The sequence below is a fragment of the Vibrio metschnikovii CIP 69.14 genome, assembly GCF_000176155.1.
GTDB classification, from domain to species: Bacteria; Pseudomonadota; Gammaproteobacteria; order Enterobacterales; family Vibrionaceae; genus Vibrio; species Vibrio metschnikovii.
The window spans coordinates 1,731,929-1,748,134 of sequence record NZ_ACZO01000006.1 but is presented as its reverse complement, the minus strand read 5'-3'; the positions used below and the strand labels follow the sequence as shown (position 1 = coordinate 1,748,134).

Here is a 16,206-nt window from a genome sequence, read left to right as displayed (position 1 = left end):
TGAGAGCGGGGGGCAACTCCCGCTTTCTTGTTTGCTGCACGAGGGTATTTATTCTGCTAGAATAGCGCCAGTTGTGAGCAAACGTTTGCAAGAATGTAAACTTAACTGTTTTATTTTTAAACGACAGAAAAAATAGGATCAAATCCATGTCTAAGATCTTCGATTTCGTAAAACCTGGTGTGATTTCTGGTGATGACGTACAGAAAGTATTTGCAGTAGCGAAAGAGCATAACTTTGCTCTACCTGCTGTTAACGTTGTCAATACTGACTCTATCAACGCGGTACTAGAAGCTGCAGCCAAAGTGAAAGCGCCAGTCGTGGTGCAATTCTCTAACGGTGGCGCTGCTTTCTTTGCTGGTAAAGGCGTTAAACTTGAAGGCCAAGGTGCTCAAATCCTTGGTGCAGTAGCTGGTGCAAAATACGTTCACGCTGTTGCTGAAACTTACGGTGTGCCAGTGATTCTACACACTGACCACGCTGCGAAGAAATTGCTGCCTTGGATCGATGGTCTACTTGATGCTGGCGAAGAGTTCTTTGCTCAAACAGGTAAGCCTCTGTTCTCTTCTCACATGCTAGATCTTTCTGAAGAGTCTTTAGAAGAAAACGTCGAAACGTGCGCGAAATACCTAGAGCGTATGGCGAAAATGGGTATGACCATCGAAATCGAACTGGGTTGTACTGGCGGTGAAGAAGACGGCGTTGATAACTCTCATATGGATTCATCTGAGCTGTATACTTCTCCAGAAGACGTGGCTTACGCTTATGAAAAACTAAGCGCAGTCAGCCATCGTTTCACTATCGCTGCTTCTTTCGGTAACGTACACGGTGTTTATCAAGCGGGTAACGTGGTATTGACTCCAACCATTCTACGTGATTCTCAAGCGTACGTTTCTGAGAAATTTGGCCTTCCAGCTAACTCTCTAAACTTTGTTTTCCACGGTGGTTCTGGTTCTTCTGAAGCGGAAATCAAAGAGTCAATCAGCTACGGTGTTATCAAAATGAACATCGATACTGATACTCAGTGGGCAACATGGGATGGTATCCGTAAATATGAAGCGGAAAACCACGATTACCTACAAGGTCAAATCGGTAACCCAACTGGTGAAGCTGCACCAAACAAAAAATACTACGATCCACGCGTATGGCTACGTGCAGGCCAAACCTCAATGGTGGCTCGTCTAGAGAAAGCTTTTGCAGACCTTAACGCTGTTAACGTACTGTAATTAGTGTCTAGTTAGTCATTAGCCGTCCTTGTTAGGGCGGCTTTTTTATGGCTAGTGATTAGGAAATAGATCTGCTAGTTTAAAGAATAATCTTATGTTTGCTGAGATTTAAATAAGTATACTTTGCGTGGGATATTACATAGGGCAGTTGTCACTCCTTTGTATACATCAAAAAAACAATATCGATATCATTGATTGTAGAGGATATACAATATGGCGAATGAGTCAGTGGGAATAGAAGTTCCTGGCGTTGAAAGCTTACATCAGGTCAATAGTTGGTTAACCAATAACTCAGATTTATTTATTCAATACGGTGTGAATATTATTTCCGCTATTTTGATTTTGTTTATTGGTAACATCATTGTCAAAACGATTGCGGGTAGCTTAGCAAACGTGTTGATGAAAAAAGAGATGGATAAGGCGGTTGTTGATTTTATCCAAGGCATCGTACGTTATACGCTATTTATTATTGTATTGGTCGCCGCGTTAAGTCGTATCGGAGTCCAAACTGCTTCCGTCGTGGCAATTATTGGTGCTGCGGGTTTAGCGGTAGGTTTAGCGCTGCAAGGCTCTTTATCCAACTTTGCCGCTGGCGTTTTAATCGTTGCTTTCCGTCCGTTTAAATCGGGTGACTATATCGAAGTGGCTGGAACCGCGGGATCGGTTGATTCGATTCATATTTTCCAGACGATTTTAAAAACACCCGATAACAAAATGGTGGTATTACCTAACTCTACGGTAGTGAATGGCGCAATTGTCAATTATTCACGCCACGCCACACGTCGTGTTGATTTACTGATAGGCGTATCTTATAAATCGGATCTGAATAAAACTAAGCAGGTACTGCGTGATGTGGTTGAGCGCGATCCTCGGGTGTTAAAAGATCCTGCGGTGAGAGTTGAAGTACATCAACTCGGTGATTCATCGATTAATTTTATTGTTCGCCCTTGGGTGGAGAGTGCAGATTACTGGCCTGTTTATTGGGAGTTGACGCATAAAATTAAAGAAGCGCTCGATGAAAATGGTATTGAAATTCCATTCCCACAAATGGATGTTCATTTGAATAAAATCAGCTAACGGACGTTATTGGTTGAGCTGAGTAAATAGATGAACAGTAGAAAATAAAAACGGAGGTGTTGGCCTCCGTTGTTATTTTAGTTCCAATACTGCTGAAGGTTATTCGCCAATAGAAAAGCAATGGTAAACATCATTGCCGCGATCACTATATCGATGCCTTTTTTGACGGCGGGTTTGGATAAGGTTGGCCCTAATTTGGCTGCGCCTATCGATAATGAATAAAACCATACAAAGGAAGCGATCATCGTTCCTAAGGCAAATGAAAGCCGATCATGACCTTCAAATTGACCACCAATCGATCCTAAAATCACCACGGTATCTAAGTATAAATGCGGGTTAAGCACGGTGACCGCTAATGCACCAAGAATCACTGTTCGTTTACCTCGCGCCGTGATCTCAGAGGAAGACTCTTGTTGTTGTGACGGTTTAAAAGCCGTTTTTAATGCCAATAAGCCGTAGCCAGTTAAAAAGGCGATCCCACCTAAAGTAACCGCAATCAATAAACTTTCATTTTGTGACAGCAATGCGCCGCCGCCAAATATTCCCAAGGAGATAAAGATAACATCTAATATGCTACAGATGGTTGCTGTAGTTAGGTGGTGATGACGCTTAATGCCTTGATTTAACACGTAAGCGTTTTGAGCACCGATCGGAATGATCATCGTTGCTCCAAGGCCAAAACCTTGTAGTAAGATCCAGAAATTCACTGTTGTCTCATTTGTGTGATAGAAAATAATGAGCGCAAGATACCCAGAGTTATTTGATTAGTATAATTAATAATTTTAATATCAAATAAGCTTGGCTTATTTTTGCTGTGGAGGGATACAAGAGTGCGTGGCTTAGATTACAAATGGATAGAAGCTCTGGATGCGGTTTTACAATATGGAGGCTTTGAGCGTGCGGCTGAAAAGTTGTGTATTTCTCAATCTGCCGTTTCGCAGCGTATCAAACAGCTGGAGAAATTCATCGCGCAGCCAGCACTGGTGCGTAGCGCTCCCCCGAAGCCGACTCTGATAGGCAAGAAATTGCTTGGGTTGTATCGGCGGGTTCTCCTGCTGGAGCAAGAAACCATGCCAGAGTTATTAAACGATACCTCAGCACGTCCGGTCACCTTATCAATTGCTACCAATGCTGACAGTTTAGCCAGTTGGGTTATTCCTGCTTTACGGCCGATCATGAGTAAAGAAAACGTCGCTTTTCAATTCTCTATTCTTGATGAATCCCGTTCGATAGAAAAAATGAAGAATGGCGAAGTGGTGGGAGCGATCAGTTTAGATGATCAACCGTTACCGGGTTGTCGAGCGGAATACTTGGGCAAAATGGATTACGTATGTGTCGCCAGCCCCAGCTTTATGACGCGCTATTTTTCGAATGGTGTTAATGCGCACACTCTGCTCCATGCCCCATCGGTATCATTTGATATGCAAGATAGCCAACATAAACAATTTTTAAAACAGCACTTTGCGGTGCAGAGTGAGATGCGGATCAATCATAAAGTCGGTAGCTCTGAGGCTTTCGTTGCCCTTGCAAAAGCAGGATTGGCTTATTGTTTAATTCCACGTTTACAAATTGCAGAGGAGTTGGCACAAGGTGAGTTGGTTGAGGTGACGCCTGGGCAAACCGTAACCAATGTGATCTATTGGCATCATTGGCTATTAGAAACGGGGATTTTAGCTCAGCTATCAACAGGGATCGTTGACTATGCTAGGACGCACTTACCACAGTAAGTTTGAGTGGGTTCAATAAGTTAAAACGGTGTCAGTTTATCAGCAATGCCAAGTGAATCACTCTATATTGGTTTATGATGATATAACGAGTTAACGTGATTTATCTATCACAACATTTTCCAACATAAAGGATGAGTAATATGAAATCGCTACGTCAATGGCTTATAGTCTTATGCAGTCTTACGGCGGTGAGTGCGCAAGCTCAGCAAATGAACTTTCCTCATATCGTGACTTCTGGTTATGGTGAAGTCATTGCTCAACCAGACAGAGCGCAGTTTTCCGTGAAGGTGGTTGAAACTACGATGAATGCTGAGCAAGCGAAAGCCACGGTGGATAAAGTGGTTGCGGATTTTGTCGATAGCCTCAAGCAGTCCGGTGTGAAAAGTGAAGATATCTCCAGTTCAAATTTGTATCTCACTCCTCAATATCATTATCCAAAGTCTGGACAGCCTGAGTTAGTTGGCTATCGAGCACAGAGAAGTGTCACCGTTGATGTGGAAAAACTCAGTGCTTTGAATCAGTACTTAGACTTAGCGTTGGCTTTGGGTATTAATCAGGTCGATAACGTTCAATTAAAAGTCAGTGAACAAGCCAAATACCAACAGCAAGCGAGAATGGCAGCGATTGAAGATGCCAAACAAAAAGCCCATTCATTAGCGGCTGGTTTTCAAAGCAAGTTGGGGCCTGTATGGCGTATTGAATACAGTTCAATCACCCCTCAGCCGGTGATGATGCGTTCAGTCAGCATGGCCGATAGCGCAGAAGTGAGTCAGAGCTATCAAGATTCAACGATTGTTATCCGTGATCGAGTCGATGTGATTTATAAATTGACCCATTAAATTTGACTTAAAGCGCACTCCGTTGCGTGGGGGCGCTTTAGTGCTATGCGCTAGTTTTTTGTTCAGCAATAAGAAAATGCTGTTATAATGCGCATTCTGAGACGACTGAGTGTATATAATTAGGGCTATGAGATTTTCTAGAGCGATTACTTTTCTTCTCATTGCCTGCGCTTTGACCACCTCAATCATCGTTTTCTATTACGCTCAGCGCCATCAAAAAGTGAAACAAAATCATATTAATCACGCCGCTCAGCAAGCGCTCCATCAACTCTCTTATGGTGTGAGAGAGTACGCCAATATCCAAGATCAACTTTTTTCTATCATTCATCTACTCAGTCATAGTCAGACGACCTGCGATTACGCCTTCTCGCCTGAGCCGAACAATCAGCGCTTACTCGAAGAAGCGTTTGCGTCCGTTGCTCATTACCAAAAATGGTATAACTCAATCGTCTTTTTTGATAATGAAGGCCAAGCCAATGTCGGGGTGATGTACTCGGCTACAGAGTCGAGCAAAGTGATCAGCCATGCACCGGACAATCAACTCAGTAGTGCACGACTTGCACTTGCTGAGCAGCTCAGTGACGAGCAAATTGGTATTTGGGGATGGAATGATCACCATCCGATACCATCGATGCAGCTCATCACGCCCGTTAAGGTATTTGGACTGCGTTACGGCTATATCATGATGGATATTAATCTTTGGCGTTTAGCAGATCGAGTCAGTTATAGCTTACAACGTGATTTACAACCCGAAATCGTCACCGACCAAGGGGTTGTCTTGAGCCATAAGTTATCACAACATGCGTTAATGAAGCCTTTTATACTGGAAGATAATCTCGCACACCGTTTTCCGCTGACGTGGCAACGTATGCAGACCGAAAATACGGGGTATCAGCTTGAACAGGGGCATTTAATTGCCTTTGCATCTATTTCATTAACCGATGATCAATCGATGTATTTGATTGTCCATTTAACTCCGGAAGAATTAGCACAGCGCGCCGAACGTGATTTAAATGACCTAGTCAAAGAAGGGTTATTTGTATTGCTCATGGTGATGCTTTTTACTTTGCCGACCTTATCGATGGTGTTGCATTACCATCGACGCGATATAGAAAGTAAGCTTGCACGCGCAGCACTAAATGGTATGACAGCAGTAATGATTGCCGATAAACACCATCAAATCATGATGGTTAATAATGAGTTCGAACGTATGACGGGGTTACCAAAAGCGTGGGCGATCGGCCGTAACGGACTGAAAACCTTGCTTTATCATAACGGCATGCCATTTATATTAAGTGTCTTAGAGCGAATTACCAGCGAGCATTATTGGCAAGGGGAAGTCGAGTTCGCCACTGCGCAAGGTGATATGTTGACTACGTTGATGCGTATTCAAGGAATTATAGAGTCAGGGCGAGTGAGTTATTATATTACGTCGATAGTTGATATTACCGAACGTAAGCAATTAGAGAATAAGTTGCGTGAATTAAGTGAGAAAGATAGCCTGACTCAGTTATGGAATCGACGTAAGTTTGAATTAGAGCTTACTCATCAGGTGGAGCGTATTCAAGCTGAGGGCAATGCTTATCCCGTCTGTTTGGTGTTATTAGATATTGATTTCTTTAAGCGTGTTAATGATGAACAAGGTCACGATCAGGGCGATCGTGTGATCATTGACGTGGCTCGTTTACTGACTCAACACCTTCGCCGTTATGACTTTATCGCACGAATTGGTGGTGAAGAGTTCGCTGTTATTATGCCCTCGACCCGCATTGAGCAAGCGCAGCAGATTATTGAGCGATTAAGAGGGGCGGTGGAAGCCGAACCGCATTTATCCGTGACCGTCAGTGCTGGCATTACGGACTTAACCCTTGATGCAACACGTTCCTATAAGTGTGCCGATATCGCTCTGTATGAATCGAAAAAGTCGGGGCGCAATCAGGTGTCGACTTTTTTAAGTCAAGAGAGCTAATCATCGGTTAAGATAATCTTGGCGTCGGTATTAGCGAGATAAAAAAACGGGGCTTTTCAGCCCCGTTTTGCGTTTAGTTGATCACTTTCTCGGTATCGAGCAACGATTATAGAACGTGAACAGAAGCGGTATTGGTTGTACCTGATGCAACCAATGCACCTGAAACCATCACGGCGATGTCGCCTTTCTTACCTAAACCCGATTCTAAAGCAATCTCTTTACCTAGACGGTAGAAATCATCGGTGCTTTCAATCGCATCAACAACAACAGGTGTTACACCTTTAGTCAGAACGAGTTGAGCGGCCGTTTTCTTGTTGGTTGTTACCGCAATGATGTTCGCAGTTGGGAAGTACTTACGCACTGAACGAGCTGATTTACCCGCTTCAGTTGCGACCACGATAAGTGGAGCCGCCAATTTCTCAGCAGTATCTACCGCACCTTTACAAACGGCTTCAGTAATGCGTAGGCGTGGGCTGTCTAGACGAGAACCCAACTCCGCTTGTAGAACGCGGTCAGTGCGAGCACAGATTTGCGCCATGATAGTGACCGCTTCAACAGGGTATTTACCTTTTGCTGTTTCGCCAGAAAGCATCACTGCATCTGTACCATCCATTACCGCGTTGGCTACGTCGCCAGCTTCTGCGCGCGTTGGACGTGGGTTCTTGATCATTGAATCAAGCATTTGCGTTGCGGTGATAACCACTTTACGTGCGCGGTTACATTTTTCGATCATCATCTTCTGTGCAAAGATAACTTCTTCAGCAGGGATCTCAACACCTAGGTCGCCACGAGCAACCATGATACCGTCAGAAAGCTCAAGAATTTCGTCGAAGTTATCCACGCCTTCTTGGTTTTCAATTTTAGAGATAATTTGGATATCTGCGCCGCCGTTGGCAGTCAGTAATTCGCGAATTTCACGTACGTCATCTGCTTTACGAATGAAAGAAGCCGCAACGAAATCAACGCCTTGCTCACAACCAAATTTAAGGTCTGCTTTATCTTTTTCAGACAGAGCGGGTAGGTTAACTGAAACGTTAGGTAGGTTAACGCCTTTGTTCTCACCCAGTGCGCCGTTATTAAGGACTTTACATTTTACTTCAGTCTCAGTGGTGGCAATCACTTTCATTTCGATTAGGCCATCATCGACTAAAATAGTGTTGCCTGCGGCAAGATCTTTAGCAAAACCTGCATAAGTCACAGCAACGATGTCTTTGTTACCGACAACTGAGGTATCAGTAGTAAACGTGAACTCTTGACCAGCAACGAGATCAACATCATCACCATTTTCTAGTTTGATGGTGCGAATTTCAGGACCTTTAGTATCCAATAGAATCGCGAGTTGCTTACCGGTGTTTTCCATTACCTTGCGGAAGTTCGCGATACGTGTACCGTGCTCAACGAAGTCACCGTGAGAGAAGTTAAGACGCATGACGTTCATGCCCGCATTGACTAGCTCAGTCAGTTTTTCTACAGATTCAGTTTTAGGGCCAATCGTACAAACGATTTTGGTCTTTTTCATGGAAAGTGCTCTCCGGTAAATAAATTTAAGATGAATTTAAAGGGTAATGCTTAGCCTTAAAGTGTTCTCGGTAATGGCAAGCGTCTCCGTTTGCCTCTTAGGTTTCACGAGTCTGTTTCACTCTAAAGCTGAAAGTCTTTCAACAGATTTAGTCATTTTATGACTGCTTATCTGAGGTGAAATTTCACAAACAAAGCCACAACGTCTACAAATAGCCATTGTGGTTAAAAATTTACGTCAAGTTCTGTAATTTTTTTTCTTTTCGGATGCGAATTCTATCATCTAATGCTGCCAATATCACGATTTAAGACTTGTCTTAGAACAAGGTTTTAGCGCTAATTATTAATTTTTTGTATCGAAATAAATAGACTGAAATGTTTCGAAGTGATTATAATTGATTTCGAATCGAAACTTAAAAAATCAAACCTCATGTCGAAACGAAATACCCAGCTACGAAGACACGCGATCGCCAGTTTAGTCAATCAACAAGGCGAGGTAAGTGTCGAAGCACTTTCTCAGCAGTTTTCTACCTCAGAAGTCACGATTAGAAAGGATCTTGCCTCATTAGAAACCAATGGTCTATTACTTAGGCGTTATGGTGGAGCGATCGCTTTGCCAAAAGAAGTGATGGCAGATGAATTGAATGAAAAAGTTTCGGTTCGAAAGGTAGCACTAGCCAAACAAGCCGCTAAGCTGATCAGAGATCATAATCGAATTGTTATTGATAGTGGCAGTACCACGGCAGCACTGATCCAGCAGTTGAACGATAAACGTGGTTTGGTGGTTATGACCAATTCATTGCATGTCGCCAATGCCCTCAATGAGCTAGAAAGTGAGCCGACACTACTGATGACCGGTGGCACTTGGGATACTCATTCTGAATCTTTCCAGGGTCAAGTGGCGGAGTCTGTCTTGCGTTCTTACGACTTTGATCAGTTATTTATCGGCGCTGATGGTGTTGATCTTGAACGCGGCACGACCACGTTCAATGAGTTAACCGGGTTAAGTAAAGTCATGGCAGAAGTGTCACGTGAAGTGATCGTGATGATTGAATCAGAAAAGATTGGCCGAAAAATCCCCAACTTAGAGCTGGCTTGGGATTGTATTGATGTCTTAGTGACGGACAGCGATCTCAGCGACGCCTATCTCAAACAAATTGAATCGCATCGTGTGCGAGTGATTCGAGCGTAAGCATGATTATCTACTCATCAGTATATGGCTGTTAACGGGCGATCTACTGGTGGAAAAAAGATCGAAATAAATGGAGTGTGAAAATGTGTGGAATTGTTGGCGCAGTTGCGCAGCGTGATGTGGCGGAAATTTTAGTCGAAGGTTTACGTCGTTTGGAATATCGAGGCTATGATTCTGCCGGCGTTGCGGTGGTGGATAGTGAGAATACGCTTACTCGCGTACGTCGCTTAGGAAAAGTGCAAGAATTAGCGGATGCGGTCGAGCAGCAAAAAGTCATTGGCGGTACAGGTATTGCTCATACTCGCTGGGCGACTCATGGTGAACCGTCAGAAATTAATGCTCATCCACATCTCTCGGGCACGATTACCGTGGTCCATAATGGCATTATTGAAAACCACGCATCACTGCGAACCGTATTACAAGACCGTGGCTATGTCTTTGAATCACAAACCGATACCGAAGTTATTGCTCATTTGGTTGAGTGGGAGCGTCGCTCTGCAAGCACTTTGCTTGAAGCGGTACAAAAAACAGTTAAACAGCTGGAAGGCGCGTACGGTACCGTCGTGCTCGATTGTACCGATCCTAGCCGAGTTGTCGTGGCTCGTTCAGGCAGCCCAATTGTGATTGGTTTAGGTGTGGGTGAAAACTTCTTAGCTTCTGATCAATTGGCGTTACTCAATGTGACTCGCCGTTTTATGTTCCTTGAAGAGGGCGATGTTGCTGAAGTGACGCGCCGTGAGGTGAATATTTTTGCTGCCAATGGCGAGCAGGTAATGCGTGAAGTGATTGAGTCGAACGCTGAACACGATGCTGGTGATAAAGGTAAGTTTCGCCACTTTATGCAAAAAGAAATTTTCGAGCAACCCACAGCGTTGATCAATACCATGGAAGGGCGCATCACTCACGATAGCGTGATCACCGAGAGTATTGGTGTCAATGCCGCGGAAATTTTAGCGCAAGTTGAGCATATCCAAATTGTCGCCTGTGGTACGTCGTACAACGCAGGTATGACGGCTCGTTACTGGTTTGAAGCTTTATCCGGCGTGAGCTGCGATGTGGAAATTGCCTCTGAATTTCGCTACCGTAAATTTGTTACTCGCCCCAATAGCCTATTAATCACCTTATCTCAATCAGGCGAAACCGCCGATACACTGGCAGCACTGCGTCTAGCGAAAGAGAAAGGTTACATGGCGGCGATGACGATTTGTAACGTCGCGGGTTCATCTTTAGTGCGCGAGTCTGATTTTGCCTTTATGACTCGTGCCGGAACGGAAATTGGTGTTGCATCAACCAAAGCCTTTACCACTCAGCTCGCCGCTCTATTAATGTTAGTCACAGCATTGGGCAAACAAAAGCAAGTGATAGATCGTGTACTAGAGACGGAGATTGTCCAAGCTCTCCATGCTCTACCAAGACAAATAGAGCAAGCCCTTGGCTGTGAAAAACAGATTGAAGCGATTGCCGAAGAGTTTGCCGATAAACACCACACGCTATTTTTAGGCCGTGGTGAGTTTTACCCTATTGCCGTTGAAGCGTCATTAAAACTCAAAGAAATCTCTTACATTCACGCAGAAGCTTATGCGGCGGGTGAGTTAAAACATGGGCCACTCGCGCTGATTGATGCTGATATGCCAGTCGTTGTTGTGGCTCCAAGTAATGATTTACTTGAAAAGCTCAAATCAAACATCGAAGAAGTGCGAGCGCGTGGTGGTTTGTTGTATGTCTTTGCCGATCAAGACGCTGGTTTTGCTGAAGATGCGACGATGAAAATCATTACTATGCCGCCTGTTAGTACCATTACTGCGCCGATCTATTACACGATTCCGATGCAGTTATTGTCTTATCACGTCGCCTTGATCAAAGGGACAGATGTTGATCAGCCACGTAACCTCGCCAAAGCGGTGACGGTGGAATAATCATGCTTCGATGATGCTGAGCTGATGTAGATATACAAAAAATTATCATACTTACAAAAAAGTATCACACTGAACAAAAAATTATCATACTTTAGTCTTTCCGAGCTATGCTTAATAAATAAGCATAGCTCGGATACTATAAGATGAAACAAGACACTTCGTTTCTTACCCCTCATCCTCGGGAAATCACTAATCTACTCGAACCTGCTATTCTCAAGCGTTTACAAAAAGAGAAGCTAGGTCAGGGAGTTGGCAAACATTACAAGCCGTTCCTTACCGTTCGGGATGTTCCCAGTAAAGGAAGGGTTCATCGACGACCAGCTCTTACTCATAATCGTATTGTTCATTTACTTTCTGATCTTGAATTAGCAGCATTTCTTATCTTCGACTGGCAACACTCGGTTATCGATATCCGAGAGCAATTCCCTCTTAATCCTGAAGCAACGATTTCTATAGCAAAACGGTTGGGGATTAAACACCCAGCCTATCAAGGTGTTATCCAAGTAATGACAACTGACTTACTTGTTGATTTCAATTCAGATGAGCAGCAGCTGAGCAAAGCAATATCGGTCAAGTATGCGCAGGATCTTGAAGATGAACGGACAATTGAGAAGCTAGAATTGGAACGGCGATTTTGGGAGGGAGAAGGCATCGAATGGTTTATCTTCACTGAACATGAAGTGCCAGTTCATTTTGTGAAAAATATCCGTTGGCTGGCTCCCCACATGCACAGCTATGATCTTGATGACTCTCGAAGAATGTTCGTATTTGAGAGTATCCTTCAGATGCTGGATGCCAACCGGGAAGAAAAGCTCCCAGTGGTGCTTAGCGAGTTGGATCAAAAACAAGGACTTGAGCGCGGTACAAACCTAAAATATTTCAGGCATCTTGCCGCACAAAACGCTTTCCAGTGGGACATGCAGAATTACCTGCACACAAGCTTAAAAGCTAAAAATATCATTGCTTCAGAGTATTGGTTAGGAAAGGATGCTCAATATGTTCATGCCTAACGATGTCTACGCCTGGGATGAAAAAAGAATCCGAATTTTGTGGAGTAATCAGCAAGCTATCTTCTGGATAGACATTGACGATGACCGTGCCCTTCCACAGATTGCGTCAAAATCTGATTTTGAACATTTTATGGCAAGGAGAGAACTGCTGTCCATAGCCGATCCTTATATCAAATTCAGTATGACTTCCCCGAAAACAGGTTCAAAGGCTGAAGCTGTTCAGGAAAAAGCCTGGAATGCTATTGGCTTGGTGATTAAAGCTGAGCCAGCTATATATCAGAGAAAAACCAGAGGCGAACTTTTCAATCAAGTACTGGAGCAATCAGGGGCAACTAAGCAGACGATATATCGGTGGCTTAGACGTTACTGGCAGTTTGGCATGTGCAAAAATGCATTAAGTGGGCGGTATTATCTCTGTGGTGGCCTTGGTAAATCTAAAAAATTTCAAGATAAACGTAACGGTCGTCGTCGTACTAGAGCCTCTGGGGAGGGGGTGCCAGTTACCGAGCAAATGAAGTCGCTTTTTAGAGTTGTGATTGAAAAGTGCCTGCTAAATCAGGGTAAATATGAATTTGATTACGCGTACAATCAATTACTTATTGCTTACGGTATAAAGTTACCTTGTAAGCCAGAAGATTTAATTGATGTACCGACTGAAAGGCAATTTGGTTACTTTTATAAAAAAGAGTACACATCTATCGAAGTGACTAGAAAAAGAGAAGGAGAAATTAGTTACCTAAAAGATCATCGGCCTGTTCTCAGTACATCAACAGCGGAAGTTCCCGGTCCGGGATATTTATATCAAATTGATGCGACTATTGCTGATGTCTATCTGGTTTCAGAGCTAAATCGTGAAGAAATAATAGGTCGTCCAACTCTCTATTTTGTTGTGGATGTTTTCAGTCGCGCTATCGTTGGAATGTATATCGGTTTGGAGAATCCATCGTGGGTTGCGGCTATGGAGGCACTCAGTGCGTCGATGGCCGACAAGGTCGAATATTGCGCCCAGTTTGATATCGAGATCACTCCAGATATGTGGCCGATGCAAGGACTACCTGAAAATCTTATTGGTGATAAAGGTGAAATACTGGGACGGCATGTAGAAGTGCTCAGTAAAGCTTTTCATGTAGATATTCAAAATACTCCGTCTTTTCGCGCAGATTGGAAAGGGTCTGTTGAACGATATTTCCGGACCACTCAAACCAAGATGAAGCCGTTTGTTGAAGGGTATGTGACAAAAAATCCGATAGGTAAAAAACGGCATGGCAACGACTATCGTCAGGATGGAATTCTTACCCTGAAAGAATTCACTAAGATGATGATTAAGATTGTTCTTTTCTACAACAATGAGCATGTGATTAGTACTTACGATATTGATTCTGGCATTCCTAAAGATCTGCCGGCAAATCCTCTTACTCTGTGGAACTGGGGGATTGAATATCGGACCGGCTTACTTCGTAGACCAGATCCGAAGTTAGTTAACGTAAATCTGCTACCGCATACTACGGCGACTATCACTGAACATGGACTAAAGCTTTTTGGTTGTTACTACAGTTGTAAAGAGGCGTTAGATTGGGGATGGTTCGAAGGTAATTATCTAGGCCCCAAATCAGTTACAGTGGCGTATGACTTGTATACCACAAATACGATTTATTTGAGACCATCTGACTCTTATGCTGATTTTATTCCTGCACACCTTACTGAGCGGAGCCGAGCATTTGCCAACATGACAATGTGGGAGCTTTGGACTACTCGTGATGAGCAAAACACGGCAGCGGCGACATCTAGATTAAAAGCCCGAGCTGGTTCCGTTAACCTGGTGACTGATCTTGAACAAATTGCTGATGAAGCAAAAGCAAAGCAACCTAAGTACACCAAAGCAGAAAAAGCACAAAGAGCGAAAGGTATCTCGGGTAATAAAAGTAGCGAAAGACAATATGAGCGAGACAAAAAGTCGGCCAAGAATGATCAGGAATCTGGTGATTCATTAGCAACGGTTACACCGATTCATGGAGCAAAACCAGCTCAGAAAAGCTTTAAGTTGCCAACGAGATTAAAAGATTTGCTTAAAGAGGATGACTCAGATGAATAACTATAATAACACTCGTTATCCTGAAGCTGATTATAAAGATCAAGGATTACCAGAATACAATGATAATCCGCTTATTGCTGCTTTGCCGATAATTATGAGTCCCGTTGATGTAGCTAAAACTCTAAGGAAACGACCTGACTATCATTCTGCTGAATTGAATTTGGAAAGCCATATTCGAACGCATGCGATTAACCGGTTGACTAGGTCGTTTTTTGTACCGCAGACCAATCATATTGTTGTGGAGCAAAAACTGTCTAAGTTAATTCGCTCCAGCTACCTGAACAGAAATCCGAATACGGCCACTTTTAAACGTAAGCTCAATACGATCAGAGATTTAGTTCAACGTGAAGATTTAACCGCTTATATTCATGATGAAGTCGACTCTCCTGCATCTTCTATGGCTATTGCTGGTATATCAGGAGCGGGTAAATCGACTACTGTAAATCTGGTACTTAATACTTACGATCGAGTAATTTATCATCCTGAGTATCATTTACTTCAGGTTCCATGGTTAAAAATTGATTGCCCACACGACGGATCACTTTCGGATTTTTGTCTGAGCTTCTTTATCGCTTTAGGGCGACGCCTAAATATTGATTATCGGGCTAAATATGCTTCTGGCCGACCAACTATCGGTAAAATGATGGCAGATGTTGCAGACCTTTGCCTGATCCATGCGATTGGCTTGCTCGTTATTGATGAGTTTCAGCACATGAATCTTGCTAAGAGTGGCGGTGAAAAGAAAATGATTAATTTTCTGGTCACATTGGTTAACGTTGTTGAGGTTTCAGTGGTTCTAATTGGCACTCCCAAAGCGTTGAGGCTCTTTACCAGTGAGTTTCGCCAAGCCCGCCGAGCGAGCGGTGATGGAAGTATTGTTTGGGACCGATTGCCATTTGATGAAAGCTGGGAGGACTTTCTGACCGAACTCTGGCCCTATCAATGGCTGAACAACAAAGTAGAAAGAACAGAACCCTTAACCAATAAGCTTTATGAACTGAGTCAGGGCATCCCGGATATTGTTGTAAAACTGTTTTGTTTGGCTCAGGCGCGTGCCATTTTGTTAGCAGGCAGCGCCGAAGACGAGATGTTGTCTGTTGAACTATTCAATGATGTGTTTGAAGAGGAATTTTCAATTGTCCGACCGATGTTGGAAGCGTTAAGAAGTGGGAATAAGAAGAAAGTTGAAGAGTGCAATGATCTTGTTTTTCCTAAATTGGAAGAAAGCATAATCGGTGCTTTTGATAGACTTGTCTCTCAACCATTACCAAAACCGAAACCCGTCGAGCTTGGTGATTCCTCTGAAAATAATGTGGCTAACTCAGCGATTAGTGCAATCGTTTCTATGGGAGTTGCAGAAGATATTGCTCGCCCTTTAGTTACCGATGCCTTGGCCAGAAACCCAGACCTCCAACTTCTTCATTTAATGCAATTGGTGACGACTTCTTTAACTCAAGATGCTCATCAACCAGTTAACGCGAAGAAAAAGAAAGAGAAACCTGTCTATACGAGTTCAAGTGATTGGGGGCAATTATCCGATCATGATTTAAGGAAAATTTATATTGATAAAACAGGATCGCAGTACGAAGCATTATTAGAGCGACAGTTGATTTATCCGATCGACGAATTGCTGGCTGGTTAAG

The 16,206-nt window shown here is 43.4% G+C and carries 12 protein-coding genes; 10 read left to right on the top strand and 2 right to left on the bottom strand.

Annotated elements, in window-relative coordinates; genetic code table 11:
* Positions 1-146 precede the first annotated feature (146 nt).
* Complete coding sequence (gene fbaA / locus VIB_RS11235; protein ID WP_004396043.1) at positions 147-1,223, top strand: class II fructose-bisphosphate aldolase; 1,077 nt, start codon at positions 147-149, stop codon at positions 1,221-1,223.
* 213 nt (positions 1,224-1,436) lie between these two features.
* Positions 1,437-2,300 carry a small-conductance mechanosensitive channel MscS gene (gene mscS / locus VIB_RS11230; protein ID WP_004396042.1) on the top strand — a complete coding sequence of 288 codons (864 nt, stop codon included), beginning with the start codon at positions 1,437-1,439 and terminating at the stop codon, positions 2,298-2,300.
* Between the two features lie 77 nt (positions 2,301-2,377).
* Here mscS and VIB_RS11225 read toward each other — a convergent pair whose 3' ends face one another.
* Entirely contained in the window at positions 2,378-3,007 is a 630-nt protein-coding gene (locus VIB_RS11225; protein WP_040904703.1) for a LysE/ArgO family amino acid transporter, read from the bottom strand.
* 123 nt (positions 3,008-3,130) lie between these two features.
* Between VIB_RS11225 and VIB_RS11220 the strand changes: the two genes are divergently transcribed.
* From VIB_RS11220 to VIB_RS11210, 3 genes are all read left to right on the top strand, one after another.
* Positions 3,131-4,027 (top strand): LysR family transcriptional regulator ArgP, encoded by an 897-nt coding sequence (locus tag VIB_RS11220; protein ID WP_004396040.1) that lies wholly within the window; start codon positions 3,131-3,133, stop codon positions 4,025-4,027.
* Between the two features lie 140 nt (positions 4,028-4,167).
* Positions 4,168-4,866 carry an oxidative stress defense protein gene (locus VIB_RS11215; protein WP_004396039.1) on the top strand — a complete coding sequence of 233 codons (699 nt, stop codon included), beginning with the start codon at positions 4,168-4,170 and terminating at the stop codon, positions 4,864-4,866.
* A 127-nt stretch (positions 4,867-4,993) separates the two neighbouring features.
* A complete protein-coding gene (locus VIB_RS11210; protein ID WP_004396038.1) occupies positions 4,994-6,835 on the top strand; it encodes a sensor domain-containing diguanylate cyclase in 1,842 nt (613 codons plus the stop codon).
* 106 nt (positions 6,836-6,941) lie between these two features.
* Here the strand turns inward: VIB_RS11210 and pykF are convergent, their stop codons facing one another.
* Positions 6,942-8,354, bottom strand: coding sequence for a pyruvate kinase PykF (gene pykF, locus VIB_RS11205; protein WP_004396037.1), 1,413 nt, complete (start codon positions 8,352-8,354; stop codon positions 6,942-6,944).
* A gap of 429 nt (positions 8,355-8,783) precedes the next feature.
* Between pykF and VIB_RS11200 the strand changes: the two genes are divergently transcribed.
* The 5 genes from VIB_RS11200 (at position 8,784) to VIB_RS11180 (ending at position 16,205) form a co-directional block, all read left to right on the top strand.
* The gene (locus VIB_RS11200; protein WP_040904702.1) at positions 8,784-9,545 is read left to right on the top strand and encodes a DeoR/GlpR family DNA-binding transcription regulator; all 762 of its coding nucleotides are present in this window, start codon (positions 8,784-8,786) and stop codon (positions 9,543-9,545) included.
* A gap of 83 nt (positions 9,546-9,628) precedes the next feature.
* Positions 9,629-11,461 carry a glutamine--fructose-6-phosphate transaminase (isomerizing) gene (gene glmS, locus VIB_RS11195; RefSeq protein ID WP_004396035.1) on the top strand — a complete coding sequence of 611 codons (1,833 nt, stop codon included), beginning with the start codon at positions 9,629-9,631 and terminating at the stop codon, positions 11,459-11,461.
* 143 nt (positions 11,462-11,604) lie between these two features.
* Entirely contained in the window at positions 11,605-12,471 is an 867-nt protein-coding gene (locus VIB_RS11190) for a TnsA endonuclease N-terminal domain-containing protein (protein ID WP_004396034.1), read from the top strand.
* Positions 12,458-14,563 carry a Mu transposase C-terminal domain-containing protein gene (locus VIB_RS11185; protein WP_004396033.1) on the top strand — a complete coding sequence of 702 codons (2,106 nt, stop codon included), beginning with the start codon at positions 12,458-12,460 and terminating at the stop codon, positions 14,561-14,563. The genes VIB_RS11190 and VIB_RS11185 overlap by 14 nt, the downstream gene beginning before the upstream one ends.
* Positions 14,556-16,205, top strand: a complete 1,650-nt coding sequence (locus tag VIB_RS11180; RefSeq protein WP_004396032.1) for an ATP-binding protein — start codon at positions 14,556-14,558, stop codon at positions 16,203-16,205. The genes VIB_RS11185 and VIB_RS11180 overlap by 8 nt, the downstream gene beginning before the upstream one ends.
* Position 16,206 lies beyond the last annotated feature (1 nt).

Coding starts and splice junctions, on each gene's coding strand:
- fbaA (WP_004396043.1), top strand. CDS start 147: ATGTCTAAGATCTTCGATTTCGTAAAACCTGGTGTGATTTCTGGTGAT.
- mscS (WP_004396042.1), top strand. CDS start 1,437: ATGGCGAATGAGTCAGTGGGAATAGAAGTTCCTGGCGTTGAAAGCTTA.
- VIB_RS11215 (WP_004396039.1), top strand. CDS start 4,168: ATGAAATCGCTACGTCAATGGCTTATAGTCTTATGCAGTCTTACGGCG.
- VIB_RS11210 (WP_004396038.1), top strand. CDS start 4,994: ATGAGATTTTCTAGAGCGATTACTTTTCTTCTCATTGCCTGCGCTTTG.
- pykF (WP_004396037.1), bottom strand. CDS start 8,354: ATGAAAAAGACCAAAATCGTTTGTACGATTGGCCCTAAAACTGAATCT.
- VIB_RS11200 (WP_040904702.1), top strand. CDS start 8,784: ATGTCGAAACGAAATACCCAGCTACGAAGACACGCGATCGCCAGTTTA.
- glmS (WP_004396035.1), top strand. CDS start 9,629: ATGTGTGGAATTGTTGGCGCAGTTGCGCAGCGTGATGTGGCGGAAATT.
- VIB_RS11190 (WP_004396034.1), top strand. CDS start 11,605: ATGAAACAAGACACTTCGTTTCTTACCCCTCATCCTCGGGAAATCACT.
- VIB_RS11185 (WP_004396033.1), top strand. CDS start 12,458: ATGTTCATGCCTAACGATGTCTACGCCTGGGATGAAAAAAGAATCCGA.
- VIB_RS11180 (WP_004396032.1), top strand. CDS start 14,556: ATGAATAACTATAATAACACTCGTTATCCTGAAGCTGATTATAAAGAT.